The sequence below is a fragment of the Pseudomonas sp. MD330_10 genome, assembly GCF_042610415.1.
GTDB lineage: Bacteria > Pseudomonadota > Gammaproteobacteria > Pseudomonadales > Pseudomonadaceae > Aquipseudomonas > Aquipseudomonas rhodesiae.
On record NZ_JBHGZU010000007.1, the window covers coordinates 192798 to 219434 of the forward strand.

The following is a 26637-nucleotide window of genomic DNA, read 5'->3' on the forward strand; positions in this document are numbered from 1 at the left end:
CTGCCATGACCGATTCCCCCGACCGCGACGAACGCCACCTGGCGCGCATGCTGCGCAAAAAAGCCGTGATCGACGAGCGCATCGCCAATTCCCCCAATGAGTGCGGTTTGCTGCTGGTGCTTACCGGCAACGGCAAAGGCAAGAGCAGCTCGGCCTTCGGCATGCTGGCCCGGGCCATGGGTCACGGGATGCAGTGCGGTGTGGTGCAGTTCATCAAGGGCCGCCACAGCACCGGCGAAGAGCTGTTCTTCCGGCGCTTCCCCGAACAAGTGCGCTTTCATGTCATGGGCGAAGGCTTCACCTGGGAAACCCAGGACCGCCAACGCGACATCGCCGCCGCCGAAGCCGCCTGGGCTGTGTCCCGCGCGATGCTGCAAGACCCGACTATCGGCTTGGTGGTGCTGGACGAACTGAATATCGCCCTCAAGCACGGCTACCTCGATCTGGATCAAGTGCTAAGCGACCTGCAAGCTCGCCCTCCGATGCAGCATGTGGTGGTCACCGGCCGTGGCGCCAAGCCCGAAATGATCGAGATGGGCGACACCGTCACCGAAATGGGCATGCTCAAGCACGCTTTCCAGGCCGGTATCAAGGCACAGAAAGGCGTCGAACTTTGAATCAGCCTCGTCATTGCCCGGCCGTCCTGATCGCCGCACCGGCGTCCGGCCAGGGCAAAACCACCGTCACCGCCGCGCTGGCCCGCTTGCATCGCAACCTGGGGCGCAAGGTGCGGGTGTTCAAATGCGGCCCGGACTTTCTGGACCCGATGATCCACGAGCGCGCCAGCGGTGCGCCGGTGTATCAACTGGACATGTGGATGGTGGGCGAGCAGGAAAGTCGCCGTCTATTGTGGGAGGCCGCCGGCGAGGCCGATCTTATTCTGATCGAAGGCGTAATGGGCCTGTTCGACGGCACGCCTTCCAGCGCCGACCTGGCGCGGCATTTCGGCGTGCCGGTGCTGGGCGTTATCGACGGCACCGCCATGGCCCAAACCTTCGGTGCCCTGGCCTTGGGCCTGGCGCGTTACCAGCCGGACCTGCCGTTCGCCGGGGTGCTGGCCAACCGCGTCGGTACGCTGCGTCATGCGCAACTGCTCGAAGGCAGCCTCACCGAGGGCCTGCGCTGGTATGGCGCGCTGTCCCGCGAAACCGGGATCGAGTTGCCCAGCCGCCACCTGGGCCTGGTGCAGGCCAGTGAGCTGAATGACCTCGACCTGCGCCTGGACGCCGCCGCCCAAGCCTTGGGCAGTAGTTGCGAAGTGGCGGTGCCGCCGCCGGTCACGTTCGCCGCGCCGACAATCATCGAAGCCGAACCGCTGCTGGCCGGTGTGCGCATCGCGGTGGCCCGCGACGAAGCCTTCGCGTTTACCTACGGCGCCAGCCTCGACCTCCTACGGGCTATGGGCGCCGAGTTGCACTTCTTCTCACCGATCCACGACCGCGAACTGCCCGACGTCGACAGCCTCTACTTGCCCGGCGGCTATCCGGAGCTGCATCACCAGGCCCTGGCGCAAAACACTACGATGCTGGCCGCCATCCGCGCCCATCACGCGGCCGGCAAACCGATGCTCGCCGAGTGCGGCGGCATGCTCTACCTGCTGGACTCGCTCACCGATGTCGACGGCAACCGTGCCGAACTGGTGGGCCTGTTGCAGGGCGATGCGGTGATGCAGAAGAAACTCGCCGCCCTGGCCCTGCAAAGCGTCGAATTGCCCGAAGGCGTACTGCGTGGCCATACCTACCATCATTCCCTGACCAGTACCGAGTGGCAGCCGATTGCCCGTGGCCAAAGCCCGAATGGTGGGCGCGGTGCCGAGGCAGTCTTCCGACAGGGGCGGATGACCGCCTCTTACGTACACTTTTATTTCCCGTCGAATCCGACGGCGGTCGCCGCTTTGTTCGCCCCGGACCGAGCTGAAACCCCCTCCACTGTGGGAGGGGGCTTGCCCCCGATAGGGCCATGACCGACAACGCTTTCCCCCAGGCCGACCGCGACGCCGTCTACCGCGCCATCGCCGAACGCCGCGATATGCGCCACTTCAGCGGCGGCAGTGTCGCTTGCGAGGTGTTGCAGCGCCTGCTCCAGGCTGCGCATCAGGCGCCGAGTGTCGGCCTGATGCAGCCGTGGCGCTTTATCCGCATCAGCGACCGCGTATTGCGTGGGCAGATTCAACAACTGGTGGAAGAGGAGCGAGTGCGCACCGCTGAGGCGCTGGGCGAGCGCTCTGACGAGTTTATGAAACTTAAGGTCGAAGGTATTAACGACTGCGCCGAAGTCCTGGTGGCGGCGCTGATGGACGATCGCGAGCGGCATATTTTCGGGCGCCGTACGTTGCCGGAGATGGACATGGCGTCGCTGTCCTGTGCGATCCAGAACCTGTGGCTGGCCGCCCGCGTCGAGGGGCTGGGCATGGGCTGGGTCTCGTTGTTCGAACCCCAGGCCCTGGCCGATTTGTTGGGGCTGCCTGCCGGTGCCAAGCCGCTGGCGGTGTTATGCCTGGGCCCGGTGGCCGAGTTTTACCCGGCACCGATGTTGCAACTCGAAGGCTGGGCCGAACCTCGGCCGCTGAGTGACATGCTGTATGAAAATGTGTGGGGAGTGAGTCGATGAGTGTGGCCTTGCTGTGTGTCGCCGCAGTGGCGCTGGATGCGCTGCTGGGCGAGCCCAAGCGTTGGCATCCGCTGGTGGCGTTCGGCAATTTCGCCGGGCGCATCGAGCAGCGTTTCAACAGCGGCGGGCGCGGCTGGCGCAGCCATGGCGTCACCGCCTGGTTTATCGCGGTGGTGCCGCTGACGCTGCTGGCCACCGCTTTATCGTGGGCGCCCTATATCGGTTGGGTGCTGGAGATTCTCGCGCTGTACTGCGCCCTCGGTATGCGCAGCCTCGGCGAGCATGTGTTGCCGGTGGCCCAGGCATTGCGCGGGGATGACCTTGATGAGGCGCGCAAACGCGTGAGTTATCTGGTGAGTCGCCAGACCAGCGACTTGGACCGCACCGAAGTCGCCCGCGCCGCCACCGAATCGGTCCTGGAAAACGGCAGCGACGCGGTGTTTGCCGCGCTGTTCTGGTTTGTGATCGCCGGTGTGCCCGGTGTGGTGCTGTACCGCCTCAGCAATACCCTGGACGCCATGTGGGGTTATCGCAACGAACGCTTCGAACGGTTCGGCTGGGCGGCGGCAAAAATCGACGATGTACTCAACTACATTCCCGCGCGTCTGGTGGCGTTGACCTACGCCGTACTCGGCAAAACCGGCCTGGCCCTCAAATGCTGGCGCACCCAGGGCCCGACTTGGGACAGCCCCAACGCCGGCCCGGTCATGGCGTCCGGTGCCGGCGCCTTGGGCGTTGAGTTGGGCGGTGCAGCGATCTATCACGGTGAACTGCACCAACGTCCGCCACTGGGCGAAGGCCCGGCGGCGGATGCGGATGCCATCGAGCGGGGCTGGCAACTGGTGCAGCGCGGCGTATGGTTGTGGCTGCTGATCCTGTGCGCGGGGGCGCAATTCTATGCTTGAACATGGCGGGCGACTGCGTAAGGCATCCATTCAATATGGGATCGCCGAAGCCAATTGGCTGGACCTGTCCAGCGGCCTCGCGCCCTGGCCTTGGCCGATCCCCGAAATCCCGCTGCGGGCCTGGGCACGCCTGCCGGAAACCGACGACGGCCTGGAGCAGGCCGCCAGCGAGTATTACGGCGCGCCCCACTTGTTGCCGGTGCCCGGCTCCCAGGCCGCGATCCAGTTGCTGCCGCGCCTGCGCCGCGCCGGCAAGGTCGGCGTGGTGTCGCCGTGCTACGCCGAACATGCCGAAGCCTGGCGCCGCGCCGGTTACGTGGTGCGCGAGGTCCAGGAGCAGGAAGTGGACTTTTACCTCGACGGCCTCGACGTGCTGGTGGTGGTCAACCCCAACAACCCGACCGGTCTGAGCTTGAGCCCCCAACGCTTATTGGACTGGCACGCGCGCCTGGCCCAGCGGGGCGGCTGGCTGGTGGTGGACGAAGCCTTTATGGATGTCACGCCGCATTTGAGCCTGGCGGGTCAGGCCCATCTCGTCGGCTTGATCGTATTGCGTTCGTTCGGCAAGTTTTTCGGCCTGGCTGGAGTGCGCTTGGGCTTTGTCCTGGCCGACCGTAAGTTGCTCAAGCTGCTCGCCGATCAGGTCGGGCCATGGGCAGTCAGCGGGCCGACGCGGGTGTTGGGCCAAGTCTGCCTGCGCGATGCCGAAGGGCAGGCACGCCAGCGTGCGCGTTGCCTGGAGGCCGGTGCGCGTTTGTATGCGTTGCTTGAACAGCGGGGGTTCCAGCCGCAAGGCGGCTGCGCGCTGTTCCAATGGCTGATCACGCCGCATGCCGAACGCATGCATGAGTTCATGGCCCAGCGCGGCATCCTGCTGCGCTTGTTCGTCCACAACAGCAGCCTGCGCTTCGGCCTGCCGGACACCGAGGCCGATTGGCTGCGCCTCGACGAAGCCCTGGTCGCCTATAAGGACGCCACATGAGTACGCTGATGGTGCAAGGCACCACCTCCGACGCCGGCAAAAGTACTCTGGTAACCGCGCTGTGCCGTTGGCTGATTCGTCAGGGCGTTGCCGTTGCACCGTTCAAACCGCAGAACATGGCGCTCAACAGCGCCGTGACCGCCGAAGGCGGCGAGATCGGCCGCGCCCAGGCCGTGCAGGCCCAGGCCGCGCGGCTGGCGCCCCACACCGACATGAACCCGGTGCTGCTCAAACCCAACAGTGACACCGGCTCCCAGGTGATCATCCATGGCCGCGCCGTGACCAGCATGAACGCCGTGGCCTATCACGATTACAAAGCCATCGCCATGCAGGCCGTGCTGGCCTCCCATGCGCGACTGAGCGCGGCCTACCCAGTGGTCATGGTCGAAGGGGCGGGCTCCCCGGCGGAGATCAACTTGCGCGCCAACGACATCGCCAACATGGGCTTCGCCGAAGCGGTGGACTGCCCAGTGTTGCTGATCGCCGATATCAATCGCGGCGGTGTGTTCGCTCACTTGGTGGGCACTCTGGAATTGCTCTCGCCCAGCGAGCAGGCGCGGGTCAAGGGCTTCATCATCAACCGCTTTCGCGGCGATATTGCGCTGTTGCAGCCAGGCCTGGATTGGCTGGAGGCGCGCACAGGCAAGCCGGTGGTGGGGGTTCTGCCCTATGTGATGGATTTGCACCTGGAGGCCGAGGACGGCATCGACCGGCGCCAGATCGACAAAGCCGCCCAGGTCCTCAAGGTGGTGGTGCCGGTGCTGCCGCGCATCAGCAACCATACGGATTTCGACCCGTTGCGCCTGCACCCCCAGGTGGACTTGCAATTTATCGGCCCGGGCCAAGCGATCCCGGCCGCCGACCTGATTATCCTGCCGGGCTCTAAAAGCGTGCGCAGCGACCTCGCCTACCTGCGCGGCAATGGCTGGGACAGTGCCGTGGCGCGGCACTTGCGCTACGGCGGCAAGGTGCTGGGTATTTGCGGCGGCCTGCAGATGCTCGGTGAGCAGGTGCACGACCCCCTGGGTCTGGAAGGACCTTCCGGTTCCAGCGATGGCCTGGGGCTGCTGGCCTTCAGCACGACCCTGGAAGAAGAGAAGCAATTGCGCAATGTGCGCGGCCGTTTGCTGCTGGAAGACGTCGAGGTCAGCGGTTATGAAATCCATGCGGGGGTAACGTCCGGCCGGGCTCTGGCGAGCCCAGCCGTGCGCCTGGACGACGGCCGCCATGACGGCGCGCGCAGTGCCGACGGGCAGATCCTCGGCACCTACCTGCACGGCCTGTTCGAAACGCCGGCCGCATGTAGCGCGCTGCTGCGCTGGGCGGGGCTGGCGAATGTGCAGGAGGTGGATTATCACGCCCTGCGCGAGCGCGATATCGAGCGTTTGGCGGATCTGGTGGAGCAGCATTTGGATACCGATTTATTGCGCAGCCTGTGTGGAGTGGCCCCATGCACCAACTGATCCTCGGCGGCGCCCGCTCCGGCAAGAGTCGACTGGCGGAAACACTTGCGGTCGACACGGCGTTGCCGGTCATTTATGTCGCCACCAGCCAACCCCAGGACGGCGAGATGAACGCACGGGTGGCCTTGCATCGCCAGCGTCGTCCGGCGCACTGGGGTTTGATCGAAGAACCGATCGAGCTGGCGCGGGTGCTGCGTGAACACGCCGCCGCCGACCGCTGCCTGCTGGTGGATTGTCTGACCCTGTGGCTGACCAACCTGCTGATGCTCGAAGATCCGCAGCGCCTGGCGCTGGAGCGCGACCACTTGCTGGAGACCCTGGCCACGCTGCCGGGGGAGATTATTTTTGTCAGCAACGAGACCGGTCTGGGTGTCGTGCCGCTGGGCGAATTGACTCGCCGCTATGTGGATGAAGCCGGTTGGCTGCATCAAGCCTTGGCCGAGCGGTGTCAGCGCGTGGTGCTGACGGTCGCCGGACTGCCCCTGACATTGAAAGGTACTGCGTTATGACTGACACCTGGTGGCTCAACCCCTGTAAGCCTGTCGACACCGAGGCGTACGAAAACGCCTTGGCACGCCAGCAGCAATTGACCAAACCCGCTGGCTCCCTCGGCCAGCTGGAAGCGTTGGCGGTGCAACTGGCCGGCTTGCAGGGGCGAATCAAGCCTGCGGTGGATCAGCTGTGGATCGCGATCTTCGCCGGCGATCACGGCGTGGTGGCCGAAGGGGTGTCGGCGTTTCCCCAGGCGGTGACCGGGCAGATGCTGCACAACTTTGTCAGTGGCGGGGCCGCCATCAGCGTGCTTGCCCGGCAATTGGAGGCGCGTCTGGAAGTGGTCGACCTGGGCACGGTGACACCGTCCCTGGACCTGCCGGGTGTGCGTCACCTGAATATCGGCGCGGGTACGGCCAATTTCGTCGACAGCCCGGCGATGAGCGTCGCTCAGGGGCGGTTGGCGTTGCAGGCCGGACGTGACAGCGCACAGCGCGCATTGGAACATGGCACGCAGCTGTTTATCGGCGGCGAAATGGGCATCGGCAACACCACGGCGGCGAGCGCGCTGGCCTGTGCCTTGCTCGATTGCCGAGTCAGCGACCTCACCGGTCCGGGCACCGGCTTGAATGCCCAGGGTGTTAGTCACAAGGTGGCAGTGATTGAGCGTGCATTGGCACGGCATGCTGCCCAGCGCGGCGATGTGTTGCAGACGCTGTTCAACCTGGGCGGCTTTGAAATCGCCGCGTTGGTGGGCGCCTACCTCGCCTGCGCCCAGGCCGGCATCGTGGTGCTGGTGGACGGGTTTATCTGCAGCGTCGCCGCACTGGTGGCCACGCGTTTGAATGCGGCCTGTCGCCCGTGGCTGCTGTTTGGCCATCGCGGCGCCGAGCCGGGCCACCGTCATGTGCTGCAACACCTGGATGCGCAACCGTTGCTGGACATGGGCCTGCGCCTGGGCGAAGGCAGCGGCGCGGCGCTGGCGGTGCCGTTGCTGCGCTTGGCCTGTGCGCTGCACGGGCAGATGGCGACCTTCGCCGAAGCTGCCGTGGCGGATCGCCCGGCATGACCTTGCACCTGGACCTGCTGCGCCACGGTGAAACCGAGCTGGGCGGCGGCCTGCGCGGCAGCCTGGACGACGCGCTTACCGCCAACGGTTGGGCGCAGATGCGCGCCGCCGTGGCGCAACAAGGCCCGTGGGACCGGCTGATCAGTTCGCCCCTGCAACGCTGCGCGCGGTTTGCCGATGAACTGGGCGCCCAGCTCAACGTGCCGGTGAGTCTGGAAAAAGATTTGCAGGAATTGCACTTCGGCGCGTGGGAAGGGCAGAGCGCAGCGGCGCTGATGCAAACCGATGCCGAGGGGTTGGGGCGCTTCTGGGCCGATCCCTACCGGTTCACGCCGCCCGAGGGCGAGCCGGTTGAAGATTTTTCCCAGCGGGTTCTGGGTGCTGTCGCACGTTTGCATCAGGCGTATGCCGGTGAGCGTGTCCTGTTGATCAGTCATGGCGGGGTGATGCGTCTGTTGCTGGCCCGCGCGAGGGGGCTGCCTCGTGAGCATTTATTGAATGTCGAAGTCGGCCACGGTGGGTTGTTCAGCCTGCGTGTCGCCGCCGATGGCGCATTGTGGGAAGGAAGCTGACGATGTTGCCGTTCTGGATCGCCTTGCAATTTCTGAGCAGCCTGCCGATTCGCCTGCCAGGCATGCCGCAGCCGCAGGAAATGGGACGCTCGTTGCTGTTTTACCCGGTGGTCGGTGGGGTGTTCGGTGTGCTGTTGTGGGGGCTGAGTATCGCATTGACGGGCGCGCCATTGCTGCTGCACGCGGTGCTGCTGCTGACTGCCTGGGTCTTGCTCAGCGGCGGCTTGCACCTGGACGGTCTGGCGGACAGCGCTGACGCCTGGCTGGGTGGCTTCGGTGATCGCGAGCGCACCCTCACTATCATGAAAGATCCGCGCAGCGGGCCGATTGCCGTGGTGACGTTGGGCCTGGTGTTGCTGCTCAAGTTCAGCGCGTTGGTCGCCTTGATCGAACAGCACAACACTGCGGCATTGATCCTCGCGCCGTTGATTGGCCGCGCGTCGATGCTCGCGTTGTTCCTGAGTACGCGTTATGTGCGTGCCGGCGGCTTGGGTCAGGCACTGTCGGAGCATTTACCAAGGGCTGTGGGGCAGCAGGTGCTGATCCTCAGCGGTCTGGCGTGCCTGCTGATCGGTGGGTTCAGCGGCGGGGTGGCAGTGCTGCTGGCGGCTATCGCCTTTGTAGGCCTGCGCCAATTGATGATCAATCGCCTCGGTGGCACTACCGGCGACACTGCCGGTGCGCTGCTGGAGCTGCTGGAAGTCGTGGTATTGGTCGGCTTGGCGCTGTAACACTTTCTTGCATTTGCTCAATCGCGGGTATATACACGTTCCATGCTTGCCTCCCAATGTTTATGCACCAACCTGCGACGTGCCGCCCGTGGCGTCAGCAGGCATTACGACGGCGCCCTCGACGGCTTCGGGATCAACGTTGCCCAGTATTCTTTGTTGAGCAACCTGCAACGCCTGGATCAACCGAGTATCTCCAGCCTGGCCGATGCGATGGGGCTGGATCGCAGTACCCTGGGCCGCAACCTGCGGGTGCTGGAAGGTGAAGGGCTGGTGCAACTGGTGGAAGGCGATGATTTGCGCAATCGCCTGGTGCAGCTCACCGCGGCCGGTGAAGCACGCCTGGCTGCCGCGTTGCCGGCCTGGGAAGCGGCACAGCAGAAACTGATCGATAAATTGGGCGCGCAAAAACGCGAAACCCTGTTGGCCTTGCTGGATGAACTCGCCTGAACGCGGGTTTGTTCGATGATAAGCGGGTATATACCCGCGAGCGGAGAATAAGAAATGACCTCGATGTGGCGCACCAGTGGCTGGGTTCTTTTGGGGAGTGCGCTGATCCTGGCGTTATCGTTGGGTGTGCGGCACGGGTTCGGCCTGTTTCTCGCGCCGATGAGTACCGAATTCGGCTGGGGCCGTGAAACCTTCGCCTTTGCCATCGCCTTGCAGAACCTGATCTGGGGCCTGGCGCAGCCGTTCACCGGCGCGTTGGCGGACCGCTTCGGCGCCACCAAAGCGGTGTTTGTTGGCGGTGTTTTATACGCGGCGGGCCTGGTGCTGATGGGCATGTCCGATTCAGCGTGGTCGCTGTCGCTAAGCGCGGGCTTGCTGATCGGGATCGGCCTGTCGGGCACTTCGTTCTCGGTGATCCTGGGGGTGGTGGGCCGCGCCGTGGCTCCGGAAAAACGCAGCATGGCCATGGGCATCGCCAGCGCGGCCGGGTCGTTCGGCCAGTTCGCCATGGTTCCGGGCACCTTAGGCCTGATCGGTTGGCTGGGCTGGTCCGCCGCATTGTTGGCGCTGGGCTTGATGGTGGCGTTGATTCTGCCGCTGGTCAGCATGCTCAAGGATCGGCCGCTGCCGGTCATGGCGGGTCAGCAGACCCTGGGTGAAGCGCTCAAGGAAGCCTGCGCTCACTCCGGGTTCTGGTTGCTGGCCTTTGGGTTTTTTGTGTGCGGTTTCCAAGTGGTATTTATCGGCGTGCACCTGCCGGCCTATCTGGTGGACCAGCACCTGCCGGCGACCGTCGGCACCACGGTGCTGGCGCTGATTGGTCTGTTCAATATTTTCGGCACCTATACCGCCGGTTGGCTCGGCGGGCGCATGTCCAAGCCGCGCCTGCTGACGGCTTTGTACCTGCTGCGGGCGGTGGTGATCGTGCTGTTTCTGTGGGCGCCGGTCACAGAGATGTCGGCCTACCTGTTCGGCATGGCCATGGGTTTCTTGTGGCTGTCCACCGTGCCGCTGACCAACGGCACCGTCGCGACGCTGTTTGGTGTACGCAACCTGTCCATGCTCGGTGGCATCGTGTTTCTGTTCCACCAACTCGGTTCATTCCTCGGTGGGTGGTTGGGCGGGGTGGTCTATGATCGAACCGGCAACTACGATTTGATCTGGCAGGTGGCAATTCTGTTGAGCCTGCTCGCCGCGGCCCTGAATTGGCCGGTGCGCGAGCGGCCGGTGGCGCGTTTGCAGGCGCAAATGGAGGTGGCATGAGTTCGACCTGGTATTGGCTCGGCGGCGCAGCAGTCGTGGCGCTGTTGCTGGCGCTGGCCTGGTGGGGCTGGCAGCGCGGCGGTCTGGCGTTGATGCAACTGGGCATGTCGATCTGTTAAGTTCGATCCCTGAATTCTTAAAAGGATATTTCCCCATGCAGATGCGCTGGCTTGCAGTACCCGTGCTGATGGCGGCCTTTGGCGGTGTGGCGATGGCCGCCGACTGCCCACCCTTGCTGGAGGGGCAATTGCCGAAGTTGCGCGCCAAGGAGTCCATCGATCTGTGCCAGCGCTTTGCCGGCAAGCCGCTGGTGATCGTCAATACCGCGAGCTTCTGTGGTTTCGCCCCGCAGTTCAAAGGTCTTGAGGCGCTGTACCAACGCTACAAGGACCAGGGCTTGGAAGTGATCGGCGTGCCCTCCGATGATTTCAAGCAGGAAGCCAAGACCGGCGAAGAGACGGCCAAGGTCTGCTACGTCAACTACGGCGTGACCTTCACCATGACCGAACCGCAGAAGGTCAAAGGCCCGGACGCGGTGCATTTGTTCAAAGTGCTGGCGCAGCAGAGCAATGCGCCGAAGTGGAATTTCTACAAGTACGTGGTTGACCGCCAGGGCAACGTAATTGCCGATTTTTCCAGCCTGACCAAGCCGGACAGTCCGGATCTGATCGAGGCGGTGGAGCAGGCGCTGGCCTCCAAACCCTGATCGACACCCATTGAAAAGCCCCGCCTCGTTTGCAGGAGAGCGGGGCTTTTTTACGCCTCGGTGAAATCAGAAGCGATAGGTCATGCCCAGGCCGAAACCATTGGCGCTGTTTTCGTACTTGGCGTTGTAGCTGGCCAATTGGTTGGAGCGCGCAATCTTGACGTCTTCTTCCTTCAGGTAGGAGTAGGCCACGTCGACCGTCATGTTTGGCATGACCTCGTAACCCAGGCCCAGGCTGAAGATGGTGCGGTCACCGGTAGGAATACGCGGCGAACGGTCAGTGTTGTTGGTCGGCGACTGGTCAAATGTCAGGCCGGTACGCAGTACCACCTGCTTGGTCAACTGATACGACGTGCCCAGGGCGTAGGCCCAGGTATCGTGCCAGTTCTGTTCTTCCTTGATGGTGCCGACCAGAGCGGGGGCGAGCGCGCCGCCCGTTGCGCCACCCACGACGCCTTCGTTCTTGACTGTGATGTCTTTCAGGCGGCTCCAGCGGGTCCATGTGGCACCGGCATAGAGCTTCCAGGCGTCGGTCAGGTCTTGAGTCACCGACAGGTCGTAGGACTCAGGGGTGTCGATCTTCAGCGACGCGTCGTAGCGGTTGCTACGCAACAGGCCCGAAGTAGCGGTCGGTGCGCTCACCTCGGTGTGGCCGTCCAGCTTGTAGCTGACTTTGGAGTGGTAGGTCAGGCCCACGCGAGTGGTGTCGGTGGCTTGTACCAGTACGCCGACGTTGAAGCCCAGCGCGGTGTCATCACCTTTGATCTTGATGTTGGTGTCTGGCGCCGCTGGGTTGAACGACAGGTCCGATTCCAGGGTACCGGCGATGCGGTTGATGGTCGGGCCGAAACCGACCGAAACGCGATCATTGAAGGCGTAGCTGACAGTCGGTTGGAAAGTGATGACTTTCACTTCGCTGTTGCTGCCGAAGCTGCGGCCCTGGAAGCCTTTTTCGTAGTCGGTCACCAGGCCAAACGGTGCGTACACGCCAAAACCGACAGCCCACTGATCGTTGAGTTTGTTGGTGTAGAAACCGAAAGGCACGGCAGTGAAAGGCACCATATCGCCTTTGTTGCTGCCGCGGGAGCGGCCGCTGACGTCGCTGATATCGGTGGAGGCATCAATGGCTGCTACGCCGCCAGTGATTTGCTGGCCATTCAGGCGAGCCATACCGGCTGGGTTACCGTAAACAGTGCTTGCATCATCGGCAGTGGATGAACGACCTGCGAAACCCGTACCCATCCCACTGACACTCTGTTCGTTGAGTGCGAAACCACTTGCGAACAGTTGGGAGGAGGCCATGGCAACGGCGAGGCTAAGTGTGGTCTTGAGCATTACTTTTTTCATTATTAGAACTCCGTGGTGATCACCGCTGCGGAAAGTATCAATAAAATACACAACGCGCTACAGGCTGTAATACTGGAGATAGAGCGGTTTTGTAGGACAATCCGACCAAAATTCGCGTTTTTTGCCGAATCTTGCAAATTGCCCGGTCAACAGGCCATGTGTTTCTTGGGCGAAACACAGGTTTGCCAGGCTTGGGTGAAATCTCGCAGTCTCCCTTGAGGGTGAAAAATTTCTTTCCAGATACGCGCCATGCCTAAAACATCGCCGGGCGGTGGCAGGGCGGCGGCATGTTGTTCCACCAAAAGCCAAGCGATGGCGGTGGCGTAACGCAGGTTGACGGTGAGTTCAAGCTGAGGAGCGCTGAGAAACGCGTGCTGGCTGGCCAAGCCGCGCACCAGGCTGGCCCGGTCCGGGTCCAGCGCCAAATAGGTGTCCCACAACGCGCGATGGCACGGCTCGGTAATGCTGTACAGGCCGTGACCACGCCGATCATGCAGCGCCGAGCCCAATTCGGATTGGCTGGCGGCGATACCCAGCAGCAGGGATTCCGCGTTCGGGTCGTGACGGCCGAGGTACATCAAGGTCGGCCGGATCACATATCGACACAATTCGCTGGCAGCGATACCCATAAACGTCTCAATCCATAAAAGGGGTAGGCGAGGCCTGAGACAGTAAGGGCTTGGCAGCGGTGGATCGGATCTCAGGCTCGCCGGAAGCGGATCATGCCGCTTGAGTTGAAGTGTAGTGTCATATTTGTGATGTAAAGGCCTGTTTTTAAAACATCTTATTCATTTAGTTATATCGTTTATATCTATTTGAACTTAACCGAAATCGGTAAAACAGTTATTTCGGGCAATAAAAAACCCTGTGGGTTAAACAGGGTTTTTTGTGTTTCAGCGACTCGGGTCGATCAGGCAACCAGTGCCTGGCGGGTACGCTCGATCACGGCCTGCAGCGGTTCTGCGCTGGAGTATTGATCGGGGTACAGGCGTTCGCTATGACGGGCGATGCCATGCTCGTTGACCAGGGTGAAGCTGAAGCAGCCTTTGCGAGCGGCCATGATCAGGCAGTTCATTGGAGCAAAAGCGTTGGTAAGGGTGCGAATGGCATCCTGAGTATGGATTTGAGTGGACATATTATTGGTGTTCCTACAAATGACACGGTTAAGAACCGTGCAACGTTAAAACGTTCCAGTGACGTTGATCACCATTGATCAAACGAAGAACCCGACTGGAACAAAGCAGCCAGTTTGAAGCGCTGTTCAATAAGGCGCGCTTGGGCTGGCAGGTAGGTACTTAGGAGGGCAGGCAACACGACAAGGGCAAAGGTTCTGGGCCCGGGGTGAAGATCCTGATCAATTTGCAGGTTGGTTCGGTCAGAGTATTGAAACTTCGCGGCACCCTTTGCTTGTTCAAAGGCAGTGTCGACGCAAGTGATACCTGGAAACCATCGAGGTGGTCGATCCCGTGTTGTTCAGGGGATTTGTTCGACCAGAATTGACTTTCAGCTTGGTACTAACGCCGCGGATAGTAACGGATTGAAACAGGTAAGGGAAGTGTGTTCGCCAAAAAACCAGTCAGCCTGTGAGCAGGCCGCGATAGACCAGCACCGTCGCGGCAGCCGCCAATGAGCAGCCCAACGCGTAGGCGGCCAGGGTCAGACGCAAGGATTGACCGGTTTCTACCACTGTAATCAGGCCGCTCATGTCGTTGATGCGTCCTTCTCCCAGCTCAATGCACAAACTAACCGCAGTGAACGTGGCAGACAGCAGAATTGCGATGGCAAACAAGGCTCCGTCTGGAGAAGGTAACGCGGCATTGATTCCCAGGGAGATGGCGCAGATGGCCAGTAACAACACGGCGAACAACAGCATTCCCTTCATCGACCCACCCAGCCTTGCATTGCAGGTCCGGCAGTGTGGACAGCCTGGGAGGATCTGAAAAGTCCTTAATGGGATAGGGCGGTAACAATTCTGACGCGTGTCGCTTAAAAAATCGCGGCGATATAACCGGCGCATGGTACTTGTGCACATTAGTTGCAGCGTATGTAACCAAGCCGTCAACTTCTGGAAAAGCGCGCCATTTGCCTGCATTGGAAATTTAAGTCAATGAAAAATCTGGCTTTTTTTTATTGGTGAAAAAATCGTCAGTTTGACTGCGAGCCCCGTTCCATGGGGCTTTGCGCCAGTTGAGGGCGGGTTGTCCACTGAGTTATCCACAGCTTCTGTGGATTGTCCCAAGCGCTTGCTCTAGCACGGGCGTGCACGGTTTTTTCAGCTTTACCTGTGCGAAAAAAAGAGTAGAGTGGCGCGCCTTCCGTTCTGTCCCACAGTGCTTTATGAAGTTTCGCTCAGTATCACCTGCCGTTACCGATACCCTCCAAACTGTTACCGCACCCAAGCGTTTTTCCTTGAAAGTCGCGCTGTGGCTGCTCGACAGCCCACGCCTGGGGCATAGCGCCAATGTCAAACATTTCGCCGGGCGCTTGCTCAAGCAGCCTGCCCGGGAAGGTGTAGTCGCTGCTCAGAGCCGTCTGGGTCAGTTGATGTGCCGCGAGTGCGGCAGTGCCCGCGACCGTCGCATCGGCCATGATCTGCTGCGCCAGGCGGCCCGTGCCGGCGACGTGCGGGCCCAGCGCGAATTGCGCCAGGTCGAAGACTGAGCTGTCCTCTGACCCTGTGCTTGGTTAACCTTGCTCTTTTTCGGTGATGGCAGACATGGCGATGGCTTTTGACTGGACCAGTATTGCCCTGGGCCTTGCAGGCGCCGCAGTGCCGCTGTTGGCAGTGTGCTGGCAGCTTCAGCGGCGACTGAGCGCGCGTATGGCCGGCTGGGAAGTGCTCGAAGAACGCTTGGCCAACGCGCAGTTGGCCCAGGAAGGTCTCGCCGCGCAACTGGATGCCAGTCGCGATGAAATCAGCGACCTGAACCAGGCCAACACCGCCAAGCAGGCCGATCTGGCGGCGCTGCGCCGCGAAGTCGAACTGTTGCAGATCGACCGCGACAATGCCCGCGATGCCGCCCACGCCTGGAACCTCGACCGCAGCGCCAAGGAGGCCGAATTGCGTCGTCTCGATGCGTTGGCGGCCGCGCTGAGCGCTGAACTGCGCGAGCAACAGGACAGCCATCAGCAACGCTTGGCCGATCTGCAAGGCTCGCGCGATGAGTTGCGTGCGCAGTTCGCCGAGTTGGCCGGCAAGATCTTCGATGAGCGTGAGCAGCGTTTCGCCGAGACCAGCCAGGAACGCCTGGGCCAGTTGCTCGATCCGCTGAAAGAGCGCATTCAGTCCTTCGAAAAACGTGTGGAAGAAAGCTATCAGAACGAAGCGCGCGAGCGTTTCTCTTTGGCCAAGGAGCTTGAACGCCTGCAGCAACTGAACCTACGTCTATCGGACGAAGCCACCAACCTGACCCGTGCGCTGAAGGGCCAGAAAACCCAGGGCAACTGGGGCGAACTGATTCTTGAGCGGGTGCTGGAGCACGCGGGCCTGGAGAAAGGCCGCGAGTACCAGACCCAGGTCAGCCTCAAAGGCCCGGACGGCGAGCGCTTCCAGCCGGATGTGCTGATCATGCTGCCCGGTGACAAGCAAGTGGTGGTGGATTCCAAGGTCAGCCTGACCGCGTACCAGCAGTTCGTCGCGGCCGAAGATCAGGTGATCGGCCAGGCGGCGTTGAAACAGCATGTACTGTCCCTGCGCAATCACGTCAAAGGCTTGGCCAGCAAAGACTACAAGCGCCTGGAAGGTCTGCACAGTCTGGATTTCGTGTTGTTGTTCGTGCCGATCGAAGCGGCTTTTTCCGCCGCGCTGCAGGCTGAGCCGAACCTGTTTCAGGAGGCCTTCGACCGGCATATCGTCATCGTCAGCCCCACCACGTTATTGGCCACGCTGCGGGTGATCGACAGCCTGTGGAAGCAGGAGCGCCAAAGCCAGAACGCCCGTGAGATCGCCGAACGCGCCGGCTGGCTGTACGACAAGTTCGTGCTGTTTATCCAAGACCTGGATGAAGTGGGCAACCGTCTACAGCAATTGGATAAAGCTTACAGCGCCGCGCGAAACAAGCTGACAGATGGACGCGGCAACCTGGTCAGCCGCACCGAGCAGCTCAGATTGCTCGGGGCGCGTGCCAGCAAAAGCCTGCCGGCGGATCTGTTGGAGCGGGCGATGACCGATGCGGACGGCGTGGCGCATCTGCCTGAATAATCGCCCCGCACACACTTGCCCTACAACGGCAGATGCCGACTCAACAGAGCCCGCAACGCCGCCGGTTTGACGGGTTTGGCCAAATAGTCCAAGCCCGCCGCATGCACTTCGGCCACGCTCTCCGGGCGCCCGTCGGCGCTGATGACTACGCCGGGAATCGGTTCGGCCAACTGCGTGCGCAGCCAGCCCATCAATTCCGTGCCGGTTTCGCCATGGTCCAGGTGGTAATCCACCAGCGCCAGTTGTGGTCGTACTCCCTCGGCCAGCAGCGCCGCGCATTCAGCCTGATCCCTGGCCGTCCACACTTCGCAACCCCAACGGGTCAATAGGCTGCGCATGCCGATCAGGATGCTCTCTTCGTTATCCACGCACAGCACCTGCGCGCCGCTGAGCGGCAAGCCGTTTTCCTGTGCTGGCTTGTGTAGCGGGCTGGCCTGGTTGCGCGCCAGCGGCACACTCACGCTGAACACGCTGCCCTTGCCGGGCCATGAGCGCACGCTCAGGCGGTGACCCAGCACGCGGCACAGGCCGTCGGCAATCGCCAAGCCCAGGCCCAGGCCCTTTTCCGCGCGGGTCTGGTGGCTGTCCAGGCGTTTGAACTCTTCGAAGATCACCTTTTGCTTATCCGGCGGGATACCGGGGCCGCGGTCCCACACTTCCAGGCAGAGTTCGCCTTCGCGACGCCTTACGCCGAGCAGCACCGGGCCGTCGGCATAACGGAAGGCATTGGTGAGAAAATTCTGCAGGATGCGCCTCAGCAACTTGATGTCGCTGTCCACCCGTAAACAGCTGCCGCGCAGGCGGAAGCGCAAACCTTGCTCCTGGGCCAACGCCTTGAATTCGGCGCCCAGGGTGTCGAACAGCTCGTTGAGAACGAACGGCTGGCGTTGCGGGTTGATCTTGCCGTTTTCCAGGCGCGAGATATCCAGCAGATCGCTGATCAGGTCTTCGGCCGAACGCAGCGAACTGTCCAGATGCTGCACCAGTTGCCGTGCCTCGTCGGAGAGTCCGTCGCTTTGGTGGGAGAGGGCGGCGGAGAACAGGCGCGCGGCGTTCAACGGCTGCATCAAGTCATGGCTGACCGCCGCCAGAAAGCGGGTTTTCGACTGGCTGGCGGTTTCGGCCACGCTCTTGGCGTCGGTGAGGGCCAGGTTAAGCTGCGACAGTTCATGGGTGCGTTCGGTAACCCGTTGTTCCAGGCCCTCGTTGGCCTCGGTCAGGGCCTGTTCGGCTTCACGGAACGCGGTGATGTCAGTGAAGCTCATGACAAAGCCACCGCCAGGCATCGGGTTGCCGATCAGTTCGATCACGCGGCCATTGGGAAACAAGCGCTCGGACGTGTGCGCACGGCCCTGGCGCATCCAGTGCAGACGCCGCGCCACATGCACCTCGGCTTCGCCCGGCCCGCACAGGCCACGCTCGGCGTTGTACCGGATGATGTCGGCAATCGGCCGGCCTACGCTGATCAGGCCCTCCGGGTAATTGAACAACTCCAGATAACGCCGGTTCCAGGCCACCAGTTTGAGAGACTGGTCCACCACGCTGATGCCCTGGGTGATGTTCTCGATGGCGCCCTGCAGCAGGGCGCGGTTGAACTGCAGCACTTCCGAGGCTTCGTCGGCGATGCGTACTACGTCCTCCAGTTGCATGTCCCGACCTTCAATCGCGGCTTTTACCACCGCGCGCGTCGAAGAAGCGCCGAGCACGCCGGCCAGCAGGCGTTCGGTGTGGGCGATCCAGTCGTTGTCGGCATTCTGGTTGGGGTTGAAGCCTTTGCCCTGGCGATAGGCAAAACGGATAAAGCTTTGCTGCGCGCGCTCTTCACCCACGAAACGCGCGGCCAGGCTGAGCAGGTCGCTGATCTGCACCGACAGCATCGAACGGGCGCTGGCACGCTGGCTGATTTCCTGGCCGATAAAGCGCCCGGCCTGCCAGTGCTCGGACACCCGCGTGCGCGACAGCATCGACACCCACACGAACAGCGTGAAGTTGCCCGCCAGGGAGAACACCGTGCCCAGGGTCAGCGAAGTCACGGACAGCCCTAGCGGGTGGGAATGCATCCACGTCAGCCCTGGGAACAGGCTTAGCGACCATCCCAGACTTTTCGCGGTAACCGGTAGGACCAAGGTGTAGAACCACAGGAACGTGCCTGCAGCGAGACCGGCAAACACTCCGCGCCGGTTTGCCTGCTTCCAATACAGCGCGCCGAGCATCGCCGGCGCCAATTGGGTCACGGCGGCGAAGGCGATCTGGCCGATGGTCGCCAGGCTCGCCGTGGAGCCCAGCAGGCGGTAACTGACGTACGCCAGCAACAGGATGATCACGATGCTCACCCGACGCACCGACAGCATCCAGTGGCGGAACACCTCGAACGGCCGCTCGGCGCTGGAGCGGCGCAACAGCCATGGCAGCAACATGTCGTTGGACACCATGGTGGATAACGCGATGCTCGCCACGATCACCATGCCGGTAGCCGCCGACGCGCCACCGATAAACGCCAGTACCGCCAGCGCTGGATGGGCTTCGGCCATGGGCAGGCTGATCACGTAAGAGTCCGGCAGTACCGAGGCCGGCAGCAGCATCTTGCCGCCGAGGGCAATGGGGATCACAAACAGCGCGGCCAGCACCAGATAGGCCGGAAACACCCACTTGGCCAGGCGCAGGTCCTGAGGCTCGATATTTTCCACCACAGTCACATGAAACTGCCGGGGCAGGCAGATGATCGCCATCATGGCCACCCCGGTCTGCACCACCATGGATGGCCAGTTAACGGTCTCTTGCCAGTATTCCTCCAGGCGAGGGGTGAGCATCGCCTGGTCGAGCAGGTCGCCGAAGCCGTCGTACAGGCCGTAGGTCACGAACGCACCCACCGCGAGAAAAGCGAACAGCTTGACCAGGGACTCAAAGGCAATGGCCAACACCATGCCGCGATGGTGTTCGGTGGCATCGAGGTTGCGCGTACCAAACACGATGGTGAACAACGCCAGTACCAGCGACACGATCAGCGCGGTGTCCTGAGCGCGCGTGCCTGTGGTGTCGGCCCCGGCGCCGATCAACAGGTTGACCCCCAGCACAATGCCTTTGAGCTGCAGGGCGATATACGGCAGCACGCCCACCAGGCAGATCAACGCCACCACCACCGCCAGGGATTGGGATTTGCCATACCGCGCCGCGATAAAGTCGGCGATGGAAGTAATGTTTTCCTGCTTGCTGATCAGCACCATCTTTTGCAGGACCCAAGGTGCCAATACCAGCAACAGCACCGGTCCCAGGTAGATCGGTATAAATGCCCACAACTGTTCGGCAGCCTGGCCGACAGCGCCGAAGAAGGTCCAACTGGTGCAGTAAACCGCCAGCGAAAGACTGTACACCCAGGCACGCATGCGCGGCGGCAGTGGCGCATGGCGACGGTCGCCGTAGAAAGCGATGGCAAACATAATGGCCATATAGGCCAGGGCGACGGTGGCGATCAGCCCACTGGACAGCGTCATGGGAACTCCGAACAAAAGAACACCCAGGCATTCCAGGCCCGGTGGGACAGTCTCGCATGATGCTCGGGGTTAGTCAGTGTCGACCAAGGTCGTGTGGGATCTTATGTCGCACACGGCGTTCAGCGCGGCGGCAGGGTTTTCTGGCGCAGGATATAGACAGTCACCAGCACGGCGCTGGTCAGCATGAACCCGCGTGCCCAAGGTAGTGGCACCAGATAGCAGGAAATACCGATGCTCAGCCACATCAGGCCGATGGCGTAGACCTTGCCCTTGAGCGGGATGCCATTGCCATCCAGATAGTCACGAATCCACGGGCCCAGGCGCGGGTGTTCCACCAGCCACTGGTAGAACCGCGGGGAGCTTCGCGCGAAGCAGGCGGCGGCGAGCAAGAGGAAGGGGGTAGTGGGCAGGACCGGTAGGAAAATACCGATCACGCCCAGGGCCACGCTCAGCCAGCCGATGGCCAGCAGTGCGTAGCGCAGCAGCGGCGAACGCTTGCCCATGGGTGTCACGGGCGAGCGACTCAGTGGTGACGTGGCTTGAGGATCGCCGGTTTTTCATCAGGGGCGTTGCACAGCAGGTACAGGGCGGTCAGGGCTTCCGGGATCTGTACGATCATGTCGTCCATCAGGTTGGCGTCGGAAGCGATGTCGGAAAATTCCGCCTCTTCTTCGAACAGGCCCGAACCGACCATGATCGGCAGCAGCATCTCGCTGACCTCTTCCTCGGCGGTTTCGAACCAGGCCGCTTCACGCAGGAACACGCCTTCCATGAAACCGATGCACCAGCCGCGCAGGTCGGAGTCGTCCGGGTCATCGCCCAAGTCCAGCTCGCACGGCAGCTCGAATTCCTCGTCGGATGCCAGTTGGCGACCGATATGGGCCTTCAGGGCCACCAGGGTGGACTCGATTTCTTCGCGCTGGGCGGCGTCGGCGTAGTGGGGTTCTTCGGCGAACAGCGCGTCGATCCATTCGCGGTCGGGCACGACCTCGGAGCAGATGGACAGGGCGGTCAGGTAGCCGTGGGCGGCCACATAGTCCAGCGCCTCCTCATGCAGCTCATCGGCGTCGAGGAAGGCTTGCAGGCGGGTTAGTTGCTCAGCGAAGGACATGAAGGACTACCTTGGGGATAAACGATGCTGAATTCTAGGCGTTCTTGCGCCCACAGGCCAGCCGCCATGCACATTTGCCCGGTTTTAAAGACGGGCTGCAATTCGTCAGTGGCGCCCTTTGCCGGATGACGCTCGGGTATACTGCCGCGTTTTGTGATGCCCCTACCGGCCAGGAGCCCGCCCGAGAAAACTTCGCTTACGGATTATTTTCCGAGGCCGCGTTTTTTTTCGGCCAGCCTATACGGAGGGTTTCGGCACTTTTTTGGAGTTCTACATGCTCGAGCAGGCTCAACGCGTCCTCAAGGACATCTTCGGCTACGACAGTTTTCGTGGCCGTCAGGGTGCGATCATTGAGCGCGTGGCCAGTGGCGGCGATGCCCTGGTGCTGATGCCTACCGGCGGCGGCAAGTCGTTGTGCTTCCAGGTGCCGGCGCTGTTGCGCAACGGGTTGGCGGTGGTGGTATCGCCGTTGATCGCTTTGATGGACGACCAAGTGGCAACCCTTGAGGAACTCGGCGTGGCCGCTGCTTCCCTGAACTCTACCCTCAGCGCCGAGCAACAACGCGACCTGGCCGCGCGGATCAAACGCGGTGAAGTCAAAATGCTCTACCTCGCCCCGGAGCGGCTGGTGCAGCCGCGCATGCTGGCGTTCCTGCAGGGGCTGGAAATTGCCCTGTTCGCGATTGATGAGGCGCACTGCGTCTCGCAATGGGGCCACGATTTCCGGCGCGAATACCTGCAACTGGGCCAACTGGCGGAACTGTTCCCCGACGTGCCGCGCATTGCGCTGACCGCCACGGCCGACAAACGTACCCGCGAAGAAATCGTCGAACGCCTGCATTTGCAGAACGCCGAGCGCTTCCTGTCGAGCTTCGACCGGCCGAACATTTTCTACCGCATCGTGCCCAAGGAGCAGCCGCGCAAGCAGCTGTTGGCGTTCCTGTCCGAGCGGCGCAGCGATGCGGGTATTGTCTATTGCCTGTCGCGCAAGAAAGTCGACGAAGTGGCCGCGTTTCTGTGTGAACAGGGTTACCCAGCCTTGCCTTACCACGCCGGCCTGCCGAACGACCTGCGCGCCTATCATCAGAAGCGTTTCCTCAACGAGGAAGGCTTGATCATGGTGGCGACCATTGCGTTTGGTATGGGCATCGACAAATCCAACGTGCGCTTTGTCGCCCACATGGACCTGCCCAAGTCGTTGGAAGCTTATTACCAGGAAACCGGACGTGCCGGCCGTGATGGTCTGCCGGCGGATGCGTGGATGGTCTACGGCCTGCAAGACGTGGTGATGCTCAAGCAAATGCTGCAGAACTCCGAAGGCGATGAGCGCCACAAGCGCCTGGAACAGCACAAGCTCGATGCCATGCTCTCGCTGTGCGAAGAGACCCGTTGCCGCCGTCAGACGCTGCTGGCTTATTTCGACGAAGACATGCCCGAGCCCTGCGGGCATTGCGACAACTGCGTGGACGGCGTGCAGACCTGGGACGCCACCGAACCGGCGCGCCAGGGGTTGTCGGCGATCTACCGAACCGGTCAGCGTTACGGCGTGGGCCATCTGGTGGATGTGTTGCTGGGCAAGGACAACGAAAAAGTTCGCAGCTTTGGCCACGAAAAACTCTCGGTTTACGGCGTCGGCAAGGCCCGCGCCGAAGGCGAGTGGCGCTCGTTGTTCCGGCAAATGGTGGCCCGCGGCCTGGTGGACATCGACCTTGAAGGGTACGGCGGGCTGCGCCTTAACGACAGTTGCCGGCCACTGCTCAAGGGTGAAGTGAGCCTGGAACTGCGCCGCGATCTCAAGCCGCAGACCACCGCCAAAAGCAGCACCAGCCAGGCCAGCCAACTGGTGCGCGGGGAAGAGCGCGAGCAGTGGGAAGCCTTGCGCGCCCTGCGGCGCAAACTCGCACAGGAACACAGTGTGCCGCCGTACGTTATCTTTCCGGACTCCACCTTGCTGGAAATGTTGCGCGAGCAACCCGCCTCCCTGGCGGAAATGGCCCGCGTCAGCGGCGTGGGCGCGCGCAAGCTGGAGCGCTATGGCCAGGCCTTTCTCGAAGTGCTCGGTGGTCAGGCCGAGGCGCCCAAGGAAGTGGCCGACATTCGCCACGAATTGATCAGCCTGGCCCGCGCCGGAATGACCCCGATCCAGATCGCCGGCCAACTGCAATGCTCGGAAAAAAACGTCTACACCTTGCTCGCCGAATCCATCGGCAAGCAACAGTTGTCGTTGGAGCAAGCACTGGATTTACCGGAAGATTTGCTGGGTGAGATCCAGGACGCTTTCCTTGACGGCGAAGGCGAATTGCCAGCTGTCGCGGAGATCGCACCGTTGTTTACCGGGCGTGTGCCGGAGGGGGTTCTGTACTGCGTGCGAGCCGCTTTGCAGTCAGAATTCGAAATTTAATGTGTCAATTACGACAATGTCACAGATCAGTACTGAGCGGCGCTTGCCTAAGGGCAAGGCTCATGCTTAGCTGACTAATAATTAGCCACATTTTATTTTCAGTCTAAAACATGAGTTTTTTATGCCGTTAACCGATCAACACCGTTTTGGCATGCAGCTGGCGCAAATGTCCCGAGGTTGGCGCGCCGAGCTGGACCGCCGTTTGGCGGGGCTGGGCCTGTCCCAGGCGCGTTGGCTGGTGCTGTTGCACCTGGCCCGTTTCGAAGAAGCTCCTACTCAGCGTGAGCTGGCCCAGAGCGTCGGGGTAGAGGGGCCGACCCTTGCAAGGCTGCTCGACAGCCTTGAAGGCCAGGGCCTGGTGCAACGCCAGGCGGTGCTCGAAGACCGTCGCGCAAAGCGCATCCTGCTGTGCGACAGCGCCCGTCCTCTGATCGATCAAATTGAAACCATTGCCACCGAGTTGCGTCACGAGCTGTTTGCCGGCGTAAACGAGGCGGACCTGCGTGTGTGCATGCGGGTGCATGCGCATATTCTGGCGAATCTGGAAAAGTCCTGAGCTGCGCAGATGGCTGAGCCTGTTGTGATGAGCAGGCTCACCCCATCTTAAAAACCTGCCGCATTGACCCTATGCGCGCAGGCTCCCTAGAAAGTCTGCCCCAGGTTCAGGTACACCGCCTTCTGGTTATCATCGTTGAAGCCATAACTGAAATTCAGTGGCCCCAGTGGCGTGTCGAACCCGAGGAAAACACTCGCGGCGTTGATATAGCCGCTGTCGAATTCATTGTCGTTGTTCCACGCCCGCCCACGTTCCAGAGACGCGCCCAGGTACAGCGGGAAATCCAGCGGCAAGTACGAACGCGGCGTCAGCCGGCGGTAGTACACGGCGCGCATCAGGCTGATGTTTTGCCCCGAGATCGCGTCCTGGCGAAAGCCTGACAGCTGTCTGGCACCGCCGAGCAGGAAGCTGGAAATCACCACGTCCGAATCGTCCAGGGTGCGCCCGTAACGTCCGCCCAGCACCAAAGTGTCCGGGCCGTGGCTCATGGCTTTGTCGAGTTTGAACTCCCATTGACGGTAGCGTTGATCCGAGCCTAACCCCGGTTCGAATTCGCGATAAGCCAGGCCGATGTCTTCACCGGAGTGGGGGAAGTACACGTTGTCCAGAGAGTCGAAGGAGTATTTCAGCTCATAGAAGCCTTCGCTGAAGCTCACGCTCGGCAGGTCGCGGTCGCCGATGCGTACGTCCGCCTGGCCCCAGGCTTCGCCGACACCGAAGCGAATCTCACCGCTGTTACCGATCTGCCGCCCCACATTCAGGCCGAAGCCGTAACGTTCCAGGCGATATTCGGAGATGGGGTCGTTATCCAGGATCAGCTCGACGTTCTGTGCCTGGGCGCTGATATAGGGCGCGACGAAGTAACGCGAACCGGCGTCCATCGGTTGGTAGAACTCGCTGTACAGCTCTTGGCGGTCGCCGATCTGCACGCGCGTCAGCCATTCCGCGCCAAGGCGGTTGATGCCGTTGATGCGGTAGCTGGCGCCCAGGTTGAAGGCACTGTCGCCGCGCATGTCATCCGACAGGTTCAGCCCCAGGCGCAGGTAGTCGGTGCCGCTGCGTTTGCCGTGGGCGCTGATTACAAGGGTGTTGTCCTGGCCTTTCTTGATCACGCGGTATTGCACCTGATCGAAGTAGTCCAGGCCATACAAGGTGCCCATGTCGGTTTGCAGGCGACCCAGATTGAGCGGTTCGCCCAAGGGTTGGCGGATGTAGTAGCGGATCACGTCGTCGCTGACTTTCGAGTCGTTCTCCACGGTGATGGCGGTGATGACCGGGGTGCGCTCGCCCGGCGTGCGCGCGGCCACCAGCTGCGGGTCGATCGGCGCAGCCGGACGCAGGTGCGCCAGGCGCACGTCGAGGGCGCGGGTGGCGCGGTAGCCGGCGTCGATCATGTCCTTGGCGCGGCCGAAATCGGTCACGCCATAGGCTGCCAGCGGCGGCTGGATCAGCACATCCCTGGGTTGCAGGGCTTTGAGTTGCTCTTCGGAATTGCGCCGGGTCATCAGGGTGATGGACTGGTTGAGTACGTCCACCACCGTGGCCAGTTGCTTGCGCGAGCGTAGCGGGGTGCCGATGTCCACCACGATGGCGATATCCACGCCCATCTCCCGCGCGACATCCAGCGGGATGTTATCGGTCATGCCGCCGTCCACTAGCAGCCGGCCGTCTAGCTCCACCGGGGCGAACACGGCTGGGATCGACATACTCGCGCGGATCACCTTGGGCAAGTGGCCCTTGCCGAAGACGACTTTTTCACCGGTGGTGATATCGGTGGCCACCGCGCGGAAAGGGATCGGCAGTTTGTCGAAATCGCGGGTGTTGCTGCTGTGGGCGAACATGCTTTCCAGCAGCAGCGCCAGGTTCTGGCCCTGGATTACCCCCAGCGGCAGGCCGAGGCTGCCGTCATCGCGGAAACTGAGCTTCTGCTTGACCAGGAAGTCCCGGTCATCCTGCTTGCGGCGAAACGGCACGTCTTCGCGCGGCGGTGCGTCGGAGAGCGCCTGTTGCCAATCGATGTTCAATGCGAGTTTTTCCAACTCGTCGATCTTGTAGCCGGAGGCATACAGCCCACCAATCACCGCGCCCATGCTGGTGCCGGCGATCGCATCGATCTGGATGCCTTGCTCTTCCAGCGCCTTGAGCACCCCGATATGGGCCAGGCCTCGGGCGGCGCCGCCAGACAGCACCAGGCCGACCTTCGGGCGCGGAGCGTCCACGGCATGGGCAAGGAGGGGGAGCAGGCACAAAAACAGGCAGGACAGCAGGCGGCGCATCTTGAATCTCGGAG

26 protein-coding genes are annotated in these 26637 nt (G+C 62.1%); 18 read left to right on the top strand and 8 right to left on the bottom strand.

Features of this window, described 5'->3' with window-relative positions:
* Positions 1-5: 5 nt before the first annotated feature.
* Genes cobO through ACFZPT_RS13900 form a run of 14 tightly spaced genes read left to right on the top strand, consistent with a single transcriptional unit; the run spans position 6 to position 11240 of the window.
* On the top strand, positions 6-617 hold the full coding sequence (gene cobO, locus ACFZPT_RS13835) for a cob(I)yrinic acid a,c-diamide adenosyltransferase (protein WP_034099587.1): 612 nt from the start codon (positions 6-8) through the stop codon (positions 615-617).
* Positions 614-1963: a cobyrinate a,c-diamide synthase gene (locus ACFZPT_RS13840; protein WP_099311978.1), complete on the top strand. Its 1350-nt coding sequence runs from the start codon at positions 614-616 to the stop codon at positions 1961-1963. The genes cobO and ACFZPT_RS13840 overlap by 4 nt, the downstream gene beginning before the upstream one ends.
* On the top strand, positions 1960-2610 hold the full coding sequence (gene bluB, locus ACFZPT_RS13845) for a 5,6-dimethylbenzimidazole synthase (protein ID WP_034099583.1): 651 nt from the start codon (positions 1960-1962) through the stop codon (positions 2608-2610). Before ACFZPT_RS13840 ends, bluB begins: the two co-directional genes overlap by 4 nt.
* Positions 2607-3515, top strand: coding sequence for an adenosylcobinamide-phosphate synthase CbiB (gene cbiB, locus ACFZPT_RS13850; protein WP_034099581.1), 909 nt, complete (start codon positions 2607-2609; stop codon positions 3513-3515). The genes bluB and cbiB overlap by 4 nt, the downstream gene beginning before the upstream one ends.
* Entirely contained in the window at positions 3508-4497 is a 990-nt protein-coding gene (gene cobD / locus ACFZPT_RS13855; protein ID WP_099311980.1) for a threonine-phosphate decarboxylase CobD, read from the top strand. Before cbiB ends, cobD begins: the two co-directional genes overlap by 8 nt.
* A complete protein-coding gene (locus ACFZPT_RS13860; RefSeq protein ID WP_047881308.1) occupies positions 4494-5960 on the top strand; it encodes a cobyric acid synthase in 1467 nt (488 codons plus the stop codon). The genes cobD and ACFZPT_RS13860 overlap by 4 nt, the downstream gene beginning before the upstream one ends.
* Entirely contained in the window at positions 5948-6469 is a 522-nt protein-coding gene (cobU, locus tag ACFZPT_RS13865) for a bifunctional adenosylcobinamide kinase/adenosylcobinamide-phosphate guanylyltransferase (RefSeq protein ID WP_047881309.1), read from the top strand. Before ACFZPT_RS13860 ends, cobU begins: the two co-directional genes overlap by 13 nt.
* The gene (gene cobT, locus ACFZPT_RS13870; protein WP_099311982.1) at positions 6466-7521 is read left to right on the top strand and encodes a nicotinate-nucleotide--dimethylbenzimidazole phosphoribosyltransferase; all 1056 of its coding nucleotides are present in this window, start codon (positions 6466-6468) and stop codon (positions 7519-7521) included. The genes cobU and cobT overlap by 4 nt, the downstream gene beginning before the upstream one ends.
* Positions 7518-8093, top strand: a complete 576-nt coding sequence (gene cobC / locus ACFZPT_RS13875; RefSeq protein ID WP_034099572.1) for an alpha-ribazole phosphatase family protein — start codon at positions 7518-7520, stop codon at positions 8091-8093. Before cobT ends, cobC begins: the two co-directional genes overlap by 4 nt.
* A gap of 2 nt (positions 8094-8095) precedes the next feature.
* On the top strand, positions 8096-8824 hold the full coding sequence (locus tag ACFZPT_RS13880) for an adenosylcobinamide-GDP ribazoletransferase (RefSeq protein ID WP_034099571.1): 729 nt from the start codon (positions 8096-8098) through the stop codon (positions 8822-8824).
* 42 nt (positions 8825-8866) lie between these two features.
* Positions 8867-9271 (top strand): MarR family winged helix-turn-helix transcriptional regulator, encoded by a 405-nt coding sequence (locus tag ACFZPT_RS13885; protein WP_034099569.1) that lies wholly within the window; start codon positions 8867-8869, stop codon positions 9269-9271.
* Positions 9272-9325: 54 nt separating this feature from the next.
* A complete protein-coding gene (locus ACFZPT_RS13890) occupies positions 9326-10534 on the top strand; it encodes an MFS transporter (protein WP_034099567.1) in 1209 nt (402 codons plus the stop codon).
* The gene (locus ACFZPT_RS13895) at positions 10531-10653 is read left to right on the top strand and encodes a hypothetical protein (protein ID WP_256593230.1); all 123 of its coding nucleotides are present in this window, start codon (positions 10531-10533) and stop codon (positions 10651-10653) included. The genes ACFZPT_RS13890 and ACFZPT_RS13895 overlap by 4 nt, the downstream gene beginning before the upstream one ends.
* A 35-nt stretch (positions 10654-10688) precedes the next feature.
* The gene (locus ACFZPT_RS13900) at positions 10689-11240 is read left to right on the top strand and encodes a glutathione peroxidase (protein ID WP_034099565.1); all 552 of its coding nucleotides are present in this window, start codon (positions 10689-10691) and stop codon (positions 11238-11240) included.
* 66 nt (positions 11241-11306) lie between these two features.
* On the opposite strand, the gene ACFZPT_RS13905 is transcribed toward ACFZPT_RS13900, so the two are convergent.
* From ACFZPT_RS13905 to ACFZPT_RS13920, 4 genes are all read right to left on the bottom strand, one after another.
* On the bottom strand, positions 11307-12587 hold the full coding sequence (locus ACFZPT_RS13905; protein ID WP_034099563.1) for an OmpP1/FadL family transporter: 1281 nt from the start codon (positions 12585-12587) through the stop codon (positions 11307-11309).
* 146 nt (positions 12588-12733) lie between these two features.
* Positions 12734-13216, bottom strand: a complete 483-nt coding sequence (locus tag ACFZPT_RS13910; RefSeq protein ID WP_040269040.1) for a hypothetical protein — start codon at positions 13214-13216, stop codon at positions 12734-12736.
* Positions 13217-13497: 281 nt separating this feature from the next.
* Positions 13498-13722 carry a hypothetical protein gene (locus tag ACFZPT_RS13915; RefSeq protein ID WP_007898912.1) on the bottom strand — a complete coding sequence of 75 codons (225 nt, stop codon included), beginning with the start codon at positions 13720-13722 and terminating at the stop codon, positions 13498-13500.
* A gap of 441 nt (positions 13723-14163) precedes the next feature.
* The gene (locus ACFZPT_RS13920) at positions 14164-14469 is read right to left on the bottom strand and encodes a hypothetical protein (protein WP_034114754.1); all 306 of its coding nucleotides are present in this window, start codon (positions 14467-14469) and stop codon (positions 14164-14166) included.
* 455 nt (positions 14470-14924) lie between these two features.
* Between ACFZPT_RS13920 and ACFZPT_RS13925 the strand changes: the two genes are divergently transcribed.
* Both ACFZPT_RS13925 and rmuC read left to right on the top strand, forming a co-directional pair.
* Positions 14925-15248 carry a hypothetical protein gene (locus ACFZPT_RS13925; protein WP_034138870.1) on the top strand — a complete coding sequence of 108 codons (324 nt, stop codon included), beginning with the start codon at positions 14925-14927 and terminating at the stop codon, positions 15246-15248.
* A 175-nt stretch (positions 15249-15423) separates the two neighbouring features.
* A complete protein-coding gene (gene rmuC, locus ACFZPT_RS13930; protein WP_177449819.1) occupies positions 15424-16788 on the top strand; it encodes a DNA recombination protein RmuC in 1365 nt (454 codons plus the stop codon).
* Positions 16789-16808: 20 nt separating this feature from the next.
* On the opposite strand, the gene ACFZPT_RS13935 is transcribed toward rmuC, so the two are convergent.
* From ACFZPT_RS13935 to ACFZPT_RS13945, 3 genes are all read right to left on the bottom strand, one after another.
* Positions 16809-20279 (bottom strand): PAS domain-containing hybrid sensor histidine kinase/response regulator, encoded by a 3471-nt coding sequence (locus tag ACFZPT_RS13935; RefSeq protein WP_099311986.1) that lies wholly within the window; start codon positions 20277-20279, stop codon positions 16809-16811.
* Between the two features lie 119 nt (positions 20280-20398).
* A complete protein-coding gene (locus ACFZPT_RS13940; RefSeq protein WP_034099551.1) occupies positions 20399-20782 on the bottom strand; it encodes a YbaN family protein in 384 nt (127 codons plus the stop codon).
* 20 nt (positions 20783-20802) lie between these two features.
* Positions 20803-21390 carry a YecA family protein gene (locus tag ACFZPT_RS13945; protein WP_034099550.1) on the bottom strand — a complete coding sequence of 196 codons (588 nt, stop codon included), beginning with the start codon at positions 21388-21390 and terminating at the stop codon, positions 20803-20805.
* Between the two features lie 274 nt (positions 21391-21664).
* On the opposite strand from ACFZPT_RS13945, the gene recQ reads away from it, so the two are divergent.
* Positions 21665-23791, top strand: coding sequence for a DNA helicase RecQ (recQ, locus tag ACFZPT_RS13950; RefSeq protein ID WP_099311988.1), 2127 nt, complete (start codon positions 21665-21667; stop codon positions 23789-23791).
* Positions 23792-23912: 121 nt separating this feature from the next.
* Positions 23913-24347, top strand: coding sequence for a MarR family transcriptional regulator (locus ACFZPT_RS13955; RefSeq protein ID WP_034099546.1), 435 nt, complete (start codon positions 23913-23915; stop codon positions 24345-24347).
* 86 nt (positions 24348-24433) lie between these two features.
* Here ACFZPT_RS13955 and ACFZPT_RS13960 read toward each other — a convergent pair whose 3' ends face one another.
* Entirely contained in the window at positions 24434-26623 is a 2190-nt protein-coding gene (locus tag ACFZPT_RS13960; RefSeq protein ID WP_099311991.1) for a patatin-like phospholipase family protein, read from the bottom strand.
* Positions 26624-26637 lie beyond the last annotated feature (14 nt).

Bases quoted from the DNA above. Each gene is read 5' to 3' on its own strand.
- recQ (WP_099311988.1), top strand. From the start codon at position 21,665: ATGCTCGAGCAGGCTCAACGCGTCCTCAAGGACATCTTCGGCTACGAC.
- cobD (WP_099311980.1), top strand. From the start codon at position 3,508: ATGCTTGAACATGGCGGGCGACTGCGTAAGGCATCCATTCAATATGGG.
- cobT (WP_099311982.1), top strand. From the start codon at position 6,466: ATGACTGACACCTGGTGGCTCAACCCCTGTAAGCCTGTCGACACCGAG.
- cobO (WP_034099587.1), top strand. From the start codon at position 6: ATGACCGATTCCCCCGACCGCGACGAACGCCACCTGGCGCGCATGCTG.
- ACFZPT_RS13885 (WP_034099569.1), top strand. From the start codon at position 8,867: ATGCTTGCCTCCCAATGTTTATGCACCAACCTGCGACGTGCCGCCCGT.
- ACFZPT_RS13905 (WP_034099563.1), bottom strand. From the start codon at position 12,587: ATGAAAAAAGTAATGCTCAAGACCACACTTAGCCTCGCCGTTGCCATG.
- ACFZPT_RS13935 (WP_099311986.1), bottom strand. From the start codon at position 20,279: ATGACGCTGTCCAGTGGGCTGATCGCCACCGTCGCCCTGGCCTATATG.
- ACFZPT_RS13925 (WP_034138870.1), top strand. From the start codon at position 14,925: ATGAAGTTTCGCTCAGTATCACCTGCCGTTACCGATACCCTCCAAACT.
- ACFZPT_RS13955 (WP_034099546.1), top strand. From the start codon at position 23,913: ATGCCGTTAACCGATCAACACCGTTTTGGCATGCAGCTGGCGCAAATG.
- ACFZPT_RS13940 (WP_034099551.1), bottom strand. From the start codon at position 20,782: ATGGGCAAGCGTTCGCCGCTGCTGCGCTACGCACTGCTGGCCATCGGC.
- bluB (WP_034099583.1), top strand. From the start codon at position 1,960: ATGACCGACAACGCTTTCCCCCAGGCCGACCGCGACGCCGTCTACCGC.
- ACFZPT_RS13915 (WP_007898912.1), bottom strand. From the start codon at position 13,722: ATGTCCACTCAAATCCATACTCAGGATGCCATTCGCACCCTTACCAAC.
- ACFZPT_RS13860 (WP_047881308.1), top strand. From the start codon at position 4,494: ATGAGTACGCTGATGGTGCAAGGCACCACCTCCGACGCCGGCAAAAGT.
- cobC (WP_034099572.1), top strand. From the start codon at position 7,518: ATGACCTTGCACCTGGACCTGCTGCGCCACGGTGAAACCGAGCTGGGC.
- ACFZPT_RS13920 (WP_034114754.1), bottom strand. From the start codon at position 14,469: ATGAAGGGAATGCTGTTGTTCGCCGTGTTGTTACTGGCCATCTGCGCC.
- ACFZPT_RS13900 (WP_034099565.1), top strand. From the start codon at position 10,689: ATGCAGATGCGCTGGCTTGCAGTACCCGTGCTGATGGCGGCCTTTGGC.
- ACFZPT_RS13945 (WP_034099550.1), bottom strand. From the start codon at position 21,390: ATGTCCTTCGCTGAGCAACTAACCCGCCTGCAAGCCTTCCTCGACGCC.
- cobU (WP_047881309.1), top strand. From the start codon at position 5,948: ATGCACCAACTGATCCTCGGCGGCGCCCGCTCCGGCAAGAGTCGACTG.
- ACFZPT_RS13880 (WP_034099571.1), top strand. From the start codon at position 8,096: ATGTTGCCGTTCTGGATCGCCTTGCAATTTCTGAGCAGCCTGCCGATT.
- ACFZPT_RS13960 (WP_099311991.1), bottom strand. From the start codon at position 26,623: ATGCGCCGCCTGCTGTCCTGCCTGTTTTTGTGCCTGCTCCCCCTCCTT.
- ACFZPT_RS13895 (WP_256593230.1), top strand. From the start codon at position 10,531: ATGAGTTCGACCTGGTATTGGCTCGGCGGCGCAGCAGTCGTGGCGCTG.
- cbiB (WP_034099581.1), top strand. From the start codon at position 2,607: ATGAGTGTGGCCTTGCTGTGTGTCGCCGCAGTGGCGCTGGATGCGCTG.
- ACFZPT_RS13890 (WP_034099567.1), top strand. From the start codon at position 9,326: ATGACCTCGATGTGGCGCACCAGTGGCTGGGTTCTTTTGGGGAGTGCG.
- ACFZPT_RS13910 (WP_040269040.1), bottom strand. From the start codon at position 13,216: ATGGGTATCGCTGCCAGCGAATTGTGTCGATATGTGATCCGGCCGACC.